The organism is Bartonella sp. TT121SHDZB (assembly GCF_042193415.1).
In the GTDB taxonomy this organism is placed as follows: Bacteria; Pseudomonadota; Alphaproteobacteria; order Rhizobiales; family Rhizobiaceae; genus Bartonella.
This window is the reverse complement of sequence record NZ_JBHILR010000073.1, coordinates 1-266: the sequence shown is the minus strand read 5'-3', so window position 1 is coordinate 266 and position 266 is coordinate 1. Positions and strand designations below refer to the sequence as shown.

Below are 266 nucleotides of genomic sequence, written 5' to 3'. Positions count from 1 at the left end.
GGACATGGCCGCTTGAATGTCGGGGTTCTGGCGTGCTGCCATCGCGCCGCGCTGCTCTTGGCTCAGCGCCGACAGGCCGCCCTTGAGCATGGCGCGCAGGGCCTGGGATTCATCGGTCTGCCCACCGCCACCCGCGCGGGCCGCGACGTTCATCGCAGCCTCGTGCTCGGCGCGCTCATCGCCGGCCACCTGGTTCGGGCGGTTCTCGCGGGCGATCTCGCCGTCGATGGCCTCGATCTCGTTGAGGATGGTGTCCAGGGCCGAGG

Annotated in this window: 1 protein-coding gene; it reads right to left on the bottom strand. The window is 70.7% G+C overall.

Features of this window, described 5'->3' with window-relative positions:
- Positions 1 to 266: hypothetical protein (locus ACFIKI_RS08555; protein WP_375666795.1), on the bottom strand; the 266-nt coding region annotated here is incomplete at both ends.